Consider the following 8,548-nt stretch of genomic DNA (forward strand, 5'->3'; position numbering starts at 1 on the left):
ACTATGCAGAGATGCTAATGTGGGTCAACATTGATAGATGAGTGGTTGAAGGCAATGACAATAAGACCTGAATACTACAACTTTAGAAGATGCCACTATCGAGGCTGCACTTATGCAGTAGCGTCATTAGATAAATAAGCGCTGATGACACATTTGGGCCGCAAGACTCAAATGCTACATAAATCAAAAACGAAATCCGTTGGATTTCGTTTTTTTTATTATCTTAGTTTAAGGGAATGCGGCAGTTATGAGATTCATGTTTTGAATACTAAATACTTGAATCATTTTACTAAATGGTGCCAAATATTGTGCCAAAAATATTAACTATCTATTAGACCAATAATTTTAATGATTTGGCTTTGATCTTGTGCTTCCAATTCCTTAATAATGTGTAAATAGGTGGACTGGGTAGTAGTGATATTACTATGTCCTAGCCGCTTTGAAACTGAAAGAACACTGACGCCCTTGTACAATAGGACTGATGCGTGAGTGTGGCGCAAAGCATGAAAAGTTATTTCTGACAAACTGAGTTCTTTTAATTTTGCGTGTAAAACTTGATTAATTTGTGCACTAACTAGTATACGATGGTTGACTAGGAAAATAGGATGAAAATTATCAACATTGTTAAAAGATAAAAACTTCTTGAGCAAATTTATAGTATGCTTGTCAATTGTAACTATTCTGACAGATGATGCGGTTTTAGTCTTTTTAAATCCGGTTCTATATTTATAATCCCAAGTCTTAGTAATTGAAATGGTTTGGCTGGAAAAGTCAATTGCGTCACGTGTTATACCGGCTACTTCAGCGTAGCGCATGCCAGTCACTGCGGCAATGTAAATCATCATTTCACTAGGGTCTAAATAATTAATGTTGCTAATTAGTTTACGCCATTCGTTATAGCTCAACGCTTTCTTATTTTCGATAGAGGGTTTACCAGTTATTACAGCTTTACGGGTGGGATCAGTTGGAATAATGTTTTCATCCAATGCATCGAGCAAACAAGCACGAATGTATTTATGTAGCCCGCTAACAGTACGCTTTGCATGCGTTTTAGCAAAAATATTTAGTTTTTCTTGGTACATTGTTTTGGTGATATCAATTAATTTTGTATCACCAAATAGCTTGCTGATATGTTTTGCGGTACTGACATACTTCATGTAGGTAATATCTGAGACAATATCTTCTTTATAAAGTTTTATCCAATTTTGATAGTATTTCAGTAGAGATTGTTGTCCGCGCAAGTATGTTGTGAGTTTGGGATTGTTGACTTGAACATATGATGCAGCACTGATAGCTTCTGATTTGATTCGGAATCCAGACTTTCTAAGCTTTCGGTAATTTCCATTGGCATCTTTGAACGAAATTTCAAATTGCCACACATTTCCACGTTTACGATAACTAACCATATTTATTAATTCTCCTCCTGAATTTGGCACTTTTTTGGCACACATCCGAAATTGTATCAATTTTTGGCGGAGATTTTCGATTATGTTCATCGATTTTTGAAAGGAGTGGATGTTGGGTAAAATCCCATGAAGTTTCGAAGGAATCCCAGTCTTGTTTCACAGTTTCAATATTACTTAATACATTTTTATCTACATTCAGGCTATCAATAGCAGAAACAAAAGGTAGTTGCCTTATTGTGCCGGCGCCAGTATTGATTGTTGGATTAATTAACTTTACAGAATAATTACCAACTTTTGAATTTAAAAATCCCAGTAATTTATTATAATTAGAAATTTCGTTTGGGAACATTCCATTAGCACCTGAATCAAAAATGAATCCTGTACCATAGTACCTAGCGCTGTACATTCCACTTGTTACACCAGTCCACGTAATTCCTGGCCTAAAATAATATGATTCATTTGAAATTTTCCAACCAAGATTATCTCCGAGTTGTGGATAAATTTTTTTAGTATTTTCTTTAATTTCAAATCCGTTGTTGAACCAGTTGACAACATACTCATTGTTTCCATACCATTTTTTAAAGTTTCCGCCTTTATTATATGGCACCCATTTTTTTGCCTGTGTTATTTCAATGTTAGCGTCGGAAAGAGTTGAGTTATTAATCCGGACTTCATACCAAAATCGTAAGAATTTTGCATTATTACCTGTTCGCATACCGATTCCAGCAAACGCAACATCTGAAATGATCCTGTCTTTAAAAGTTTCTAAGTATTTATCAGATGCCCAATACGCAATCGGACTACCGGGAATCTTCTTAAAATTCGCTTGGTTAGTTCGATATAGATAACCGGCAGCAGGATTCTCAATAATTTCCAGTACCTTCTGATCTTGAACTGCCATCCCCCCAGTGAATTCAGATAATTTAACATATGAGCCCAGTTCATGATTGGGGCTATTTTGAATGACAAAAGTATTGATTGGCACAGTCGCCTCTTCAAAAGCTGAGTATTCCATTTGAATTAAACTTGAGATTTGCTTGTTATCAACAATATAAGTCCGTAAGGCTTCGTAAGTTTTAATAAACATCCAAACGAATGGTGTCATGTAGGCAGCATAGCCATCTGGTTTAAGCATCTGTAAATTGTTGAAAATAAATACTGAAAACAGGTCGCCCTTATAGGCTTTAAAGTGATTATTGATATATTTCTTTAAACTTGCTTCAAACTTGTTCATATACGGAGGATTGGTGACAACCACTTCATACTTTGTCTGAAGTACGTTAATAATGCTTAACATGTTGATAATGCTGTCTTTTGAAGCAGATATTCCAAAAATGTCTAATTCATCAGCTTCAATCTTGGTAATTTCAGACTTTAATAGGTCAATATCATATTGCTTTTCAAACTGCATTATAGAACCGAGTTCAGTAGCATTTTCAAAAAGTGTCACCAACGATTTAATTTCAGAGGCAATATTTTCGGAAAGTTGTTTGTAAATGTCATCTGCTATATTTGTTACATCACGGAAAACATAAACCCTTGGGTTAGTACTACTTGTCAATATGCGGCGATTATATTCGCGAGCCTTCATCATTAATGCAAAGTATGCGAGTTGATAAGCTCGCTTATCAATTTCAAGTCCCACAATATTATTTTCGAGAATTAACAATGCTGCTTCGCGTGACGAGTATCCGCGCTCTTCATACATTTTTATCAGTACATCAAAAGCATAAACGAGAATATGACCTGAGCCCATGGCATTATCCAGTATTTTAATATTTTCAAGCTTTAGGTCGTCGGTACGACGTTTTATGTCAGCAGGTAACAGATATTTAAGATCTTTGTCAATCTTGCTATTGGCTTCGTGTTCAATCCAATACTTTCCTAACGAGTTATCAACCATGTATCTCACAACCCAATCAGTTGTAAAAAGTTGAGTGGCTGCAGGAATGTCAGCTCTCTTAACAGCGCCACCAGTGATATTGACAACGCGCTCATGTGGTTCAGTATTGTAATACTGATATAACCAGCCAATAATTTCAACTTGACCAGATTTGTTGACGTCAAAATCAGCTTTATCAATATCATTAACTAGTTTGTGAATGACACCATTCACATCCGTATAATTAGGTGTGAACAATAGTTCAGAATAATCAGCAATTTTTTCAAATAGTTGCGGCAAGACGTCATTTAATTTATTGGCTTGCTTAATAAAAATCATTTTGTACAAGTCATTCATCACGTCGACTGTTTGATTAAGAAGAGCGATTATTTATATTATTTTGTCTGTGTTTTTTATACCAATCTAAAGTAAAATAGAAGTAAGATACTTTTGGGAGTTAATATATAAATGGTAGCAGTCAGTTTGCAACAAATAATCGATAAGCTAAATAGTGAGTTCGCTGTAGGCGAACGGCGCTTGATTTTTTGGTATGATGCGGCGCTTGATTTTTTTGATGATATTGAAGAAATAGAAAGCAAATTAAAGAATGCTAAGTTATTGATGATGGGGCCTAATGAACAATTTAAAACAAAAACCATTATTGAGCGACAACAACCCGATGCCAGTTTCCTGATTTATTCACCTGCTCCAAAACCGGCAGCTAAATTAAACTTCTTGATGGATGAACTTGAATATTCACAAGAATTTACTGCTGACCGTACGGCGTTTATATCATTAGAATTAGGTATTCCAGCAGCTCTTCGTTTAATAGTGGAATCTCATCAGGCTTTCTTTGGCAATAAAGAGAGAATGCAAAAGCTGGCTAGTCTTAATCTTGAATACCATGACGAACATGACTTGATTTTGGGCATGATGGCAGTGTTAACTAATCAAAAAACCGCTGATATTGAAACGATAACGCGGGCAATTATGGATGGTTCTTGTGATGAAGATAATAAAAGTTTGGCAGTTTTTAACAAATATGACTTGTTAGAAAAGTATTGGGAAGAAGTCAATCTTCACTTTGGTTATCAAAGCGAAACGCCCAATCTAATGAAATTTGTTAGCGCTCTGGTTTTGAATTTTACTTTTTTTGAATTATCAATTGAAATTCCTAGTAGTCACAAGATATATCGGGTTAGTCGACAATCGACAGTAGCTGTGTTTATGGCTAATTATATGAATAGCAAAGAATATACGGAACGATACGATACACTTGCCACTGCAGTTTATGATTACGTGCTGGCAGATCAATTATTTGGAAAAATGAGTATTGATACTATCGCGAAGTCATCATCCTTTCGCCAATTTGATGAGCGAGTTTTGCAATGGTGTATTGAAAGATTGCTTGTGGGTGATGTCACAGCGAAGGTTAATGACTATTCTATTGAACAGTTAACAGATGAACGTGTGAAAATGCATTTTGGGAATGTTTATTCGGAAGAATATCACGTTTTAAAACATGCTGCCGCTTTAATGCAAAATCATAATGTTTCATATGGTGACATTGCAACCATGATTACAGCGTACAAAGAGACAGGGTTCAATATAGATCGACATTATCGTAAATTTTATCAACATTTGCATGCAGCGAGAAATCAAGATCAGTATGATAAGCTTCGTCAACTTATCGAAGAAACGTACGTAAAATATCTGGCTAATGCGATTACTCAATGGAATAAAGAATTTATATTTACTGACATTAATCAATCAAAATCAAAATTACAGCGAAATTTTTACCAGGACTACATTGCTAATCAGACTGCCAATACAGTAGTGATAATTTCCGATGCATTTCGTTATGAAGCGGCTTTGGAACTAGCTGATTTGTTGAAATTTGATACGAAAAATATTGTTAATATAGAATCAGCTTTAACCGGATTACCATCTATAACGCCGTTTGGTATGGCACAATTATTGCCACATAAGTCACTGGCATATGATGGCGATAAAAAAAGTATCATTGTGGATAATCAATTTGATACCAATAATACGGAAAATCGTGCTAAGATTCTCAAAAATTGGAATGAAAAGAGTGTTGCTATTCAATTTGATGTGATCAAAAAAATGACACAAGCAGAATTACGTGATTTTAGATCTAATAAAGAGATAATTTATATTTACCACAATCAAATTGATGCAGTAGGTGATACGCAAAAAACAGAAGATCAAGTTTTCGAAGCAACCAGGAAGGCCATTGATGACATTCGTGATTTAATCAAACGTTTAGCTGGCAGTGCAAATATTGGAAATTTCTTCGTTACAGCCGATCACGGATATATTTATCGAGAAGATAAAGTAGATGTTTCGGACAAGATTGATCTGGAATTAGCCAAAGGTGATAAACCAAGTCAAAGATATTTAATCAGTGATCACTCGTATGATGAACCAGGCGTTACAGCCACAAAATTGGGTGATGTTCTAGGCAATTCTGATGACAGATTTGTCAATTATCCAAAAAGCATTAATGTTTTTCAGGGTGCTGGTGGAGGTAGGAATTACGTTCATGGTGGATCATCTCTTCAAGAGATGATGATACCAGTAATACACGTTAATGTGAAACGTGGAAAGTCTACAAACAAACCGGCTGATCTGCGCGTCGTGACTCCGTCAACTCGAATAACCAATCTATTGACAAATATTGAGTTTTTACAAGACGAGCCAATAAGTGATGTCGTAAAACCTAATGAATATAAAGTTTATTTCGTCAGTGAAAATAATGAAATTATATCAAATGAAGTCATTATTATGGCTAATTTAAAAGACAATAATGTCAATAATCGTCGTTTTCGCAACTCATTTACATTTAAAGAGCAAAAATATAAACGGACGGACCAATTTTATATGTTAATAATTGATAGAACTACTGGTGTCGAGGTACAGCGTAATCCATATATATTAGACATTGCACTGGCTGGTGGATTTGGATTTGACATTTAGTTTAATAAAGGCAATCAAATGACAAAAGAACTACTTACAGATGAAACAACGATTCTTGAAAAATTACAAACAAATTTTCCGGGTAAGTTTGTACGCAAGGACCTCACAAAGCTTATCAAAGAAGGGGCTAATGTGCCAACTTATGTTTTGGAGTACTTATTAGGTATGTATGCCAATTCAACTGATGAAATAGAAATTCAAAAAGGTATTCAAACTGTTAAGAACATTTTAGCGCGTAATTATGTGCGACCCGATGAGGCAACAAAGGTTATTTCAAATTTGCGTGAAAAAGGTTCCTATACTATCATCGACCGACTAACCGTTTCGTTGAACTACCGTGTTGATCAATACGAAGTTGAGTTTTCGAATCTTGGACTAAGTGGGGTACCAGTTGACTCAGTTTACCCATCTAAATATGAAAGACTGCTTGGTGGAGGCATTTGGGCGATCGTTCAAATGGAATATATACACGAGGATGATCTGCGAGGAGATTACGATCAGAAAGAAAGTAAAGCCAATGATGGCATGCCGTTTGTTATAAAAAATATTACACCAATTCAGATGCCAAGTATCAATTTAGATGAATTAAAGCTTGGACGTGCTAATTTTACAAAAAATGAGTGGATTGATGTTGTACTCAGAACAACTGGGATTGAGCCCAGTAAATTGTCTCATCGTGAAAAATTACTTCACCTGTTACGTTTGGTGCCATTGGTGGAGAATAACTATAATTTAGTGGAGCTTGGTCCTCGTGGCACTGGGAAATCTCACGTTTATAAGGAAATTTCACCCAATTCTATTCTAGTTTCTGGTGGTCAAACAACTGTTGCTAATTTATTTTATAATATGTCTTCTCGTTCGATAGGATTGGTAGGTCTTTGGGATGTTGTGGCATTTGATGAAGTTGCTGGTATTAACTTCAAAGACAAGGATGGCATTCAAATCATGAAAGATTACATGGCATCTGGTTCATTTGCGCGCGGTAAAGAACAAAAGGCTGCCAGTGCATCAATGGTTTTTGAAGGTAACATTAATCAAAGTGTAGATGTTGTGATGCGCACATCTCATTTATTTGATCCATTTCCGGACGTCATGGCGAATGACTCAGCATCTTTGGATCGTATGCATGCGTATTTGCCAGGATGGGAAATGCCAAAATATCATGCTGATCATTTTACTAATGGGTATGGCTTTATTACAGATTATTTTTCAGAAGTGATGAGAGAACTACGGAAAATATCATATGGAGATGCAATTAGTAAATTTTTCAAATTGGGACATCAACTAGCTAAACGTGATTCAGACGGTGTGGTCAAAACGGTTTCTGGTATGCTAAAATTGATATTTCCAAACGAGCAGTATACTCGTGACGATGTTGAAGAAATCTTGGTTTTTGCGCTTGAAATGCGTCGTCGCGTTAAAGAGCAGTTAAAGAAAATCGGTGGCATGGAGTTTTTTGATGTGAATTTCAGCTACATAGATAACGAAACCTTTGAAGAGCGATTTGTGCCTGTTCCTGAGCAAGGTGGGGCCACGCTAATTCCCGAAGGGAGCGGTATGCCTGGGCATATTTATTCTGTGGCACATGATGTTGGCGGGCGCCTGAGTTTATATAAGACTGAAACGCAAATGAGTGGTGGAACGGGGAAATATAATGTCACCGGTGTGTCAGGTAAAGATGCTTCAGAAGCTACCAAAACTGCATATAATTATTTGAAAGCTAATGCCAGTACAATTAGCAACACTATCAGTCTTAACAATCATGACTATGTATTAAACGTGCAGAATTTAAATGGTTATGATATGACAAGAGATCTGGCCCTGTCTACTCTGATTGCCTTAGCGTCGATTTCATTAAGTAAACCAACTATTGATAGTTTGGTAGTACTGGGAACTATAACAATCGGTGGTACTTTGCAACGACTCGATGATCTTGCCGATACTCTGCAAGTTGCTCATGATAGTGGCGCCAAAAAAGTCTTATTACCAATGACATCTGCTGCAGATTTGGGGAATGTTCCACCTGAATTAATGAGTACATTTAGTATTCTTTTTTATAGTTCAGTTGAAGATGCCGTTTTTAAGGCATTAGGAGTAAATTGAATCACTTATTTTAGATAATTTGCTATGTGTATAATTTTTAGCAATTATCAATTGTATCTGTTCGTCAGCGTTTTGAATATTGCTCCTATACTGAAATTCCGGACTACTTTCTTTCTAGGACGAAATCCGAGATAATATAATATAGGAGCTTTTTATG

At 35.8% G+C, this 8,548-nt stretch carries 4 protein-coding genes; 2 read left to right on the forward strand and 2 right to left on the reverse strand.

Features of this window, described 5'->3' with window-relative positions; all coding sequences use genetic code 11:
• Positions 1-320: 320 nt before the first annotated feature.
• Both K5Q14_RS07815 and pglX read right to left on the reverse strand, forming a co-directional pair.
• Complete coding sequence (locus K5Q14_RS07815) at positions 321-1,406, reverse strand: tyrosine-type recombinase/integrase (RefSeq protein WP_220735238.1); 1,086 nt, start codon at positions 1,404-1,406, stop codon at positions 321-323.
• A complete protein-coding gene (gene pglX / locus K5Q14_RS07820) occupies positions 1,399-3,645 on the reverse strand; it encodes a BREX-1 system adenine-specific DNA-methyltransferase PglX (protein ID WP_281419682.1) in 2,247 nt (748 codons plus the stop codon). The genes K5Q14_RS07815 and pglX overlap by 8 nt, the downstream gene beginning before the upstream one ends.
• A 111-nt stretch (positions 3,646-3,756) precedes the next feature.
• On the opposite strand from pglX, the gene pglZ reads away from it, so the two are divergent.
• On the forward strand, positions 3,757-6,288 hold the full coding sequence (gene pglZ / locus K5Q14_RS07825) for a BREX-1 system phosphatase PglZ type A (protein WP_220735240.1): 2,532 nt from the start codon (positions 3,757-3,759) through the stop codon (positions 6,286-6,288).
• A gap of 18 nt (positions 6,289-6,306) precedes the next feature.
• The gene (brxL, locus tag K5Q14_RS07830; protein WP_220735241.1) at positions 6,307-8,391 is read left to right on the forward strand and encodes a protease Lon-related BREX system protein BrxL; all 2,085 of its coding nucleotides are present in this window, start codon (positions 6,307-6,309) and stop codon (positions 8,389-8,391) included.
• Positions 8,392-8,548 lie beyond the last annotated feature (157 nt).

It is taken from the genome of Leuconostoc inhae (genome assembly GCF_019656015.1).
Taxonomy (GTDB): Bacteria; Bacillota; Bacilli; order Lactobacillales; family Lactobacillaceae; genus Leuconostoc; species Leuconostoc inhae_A.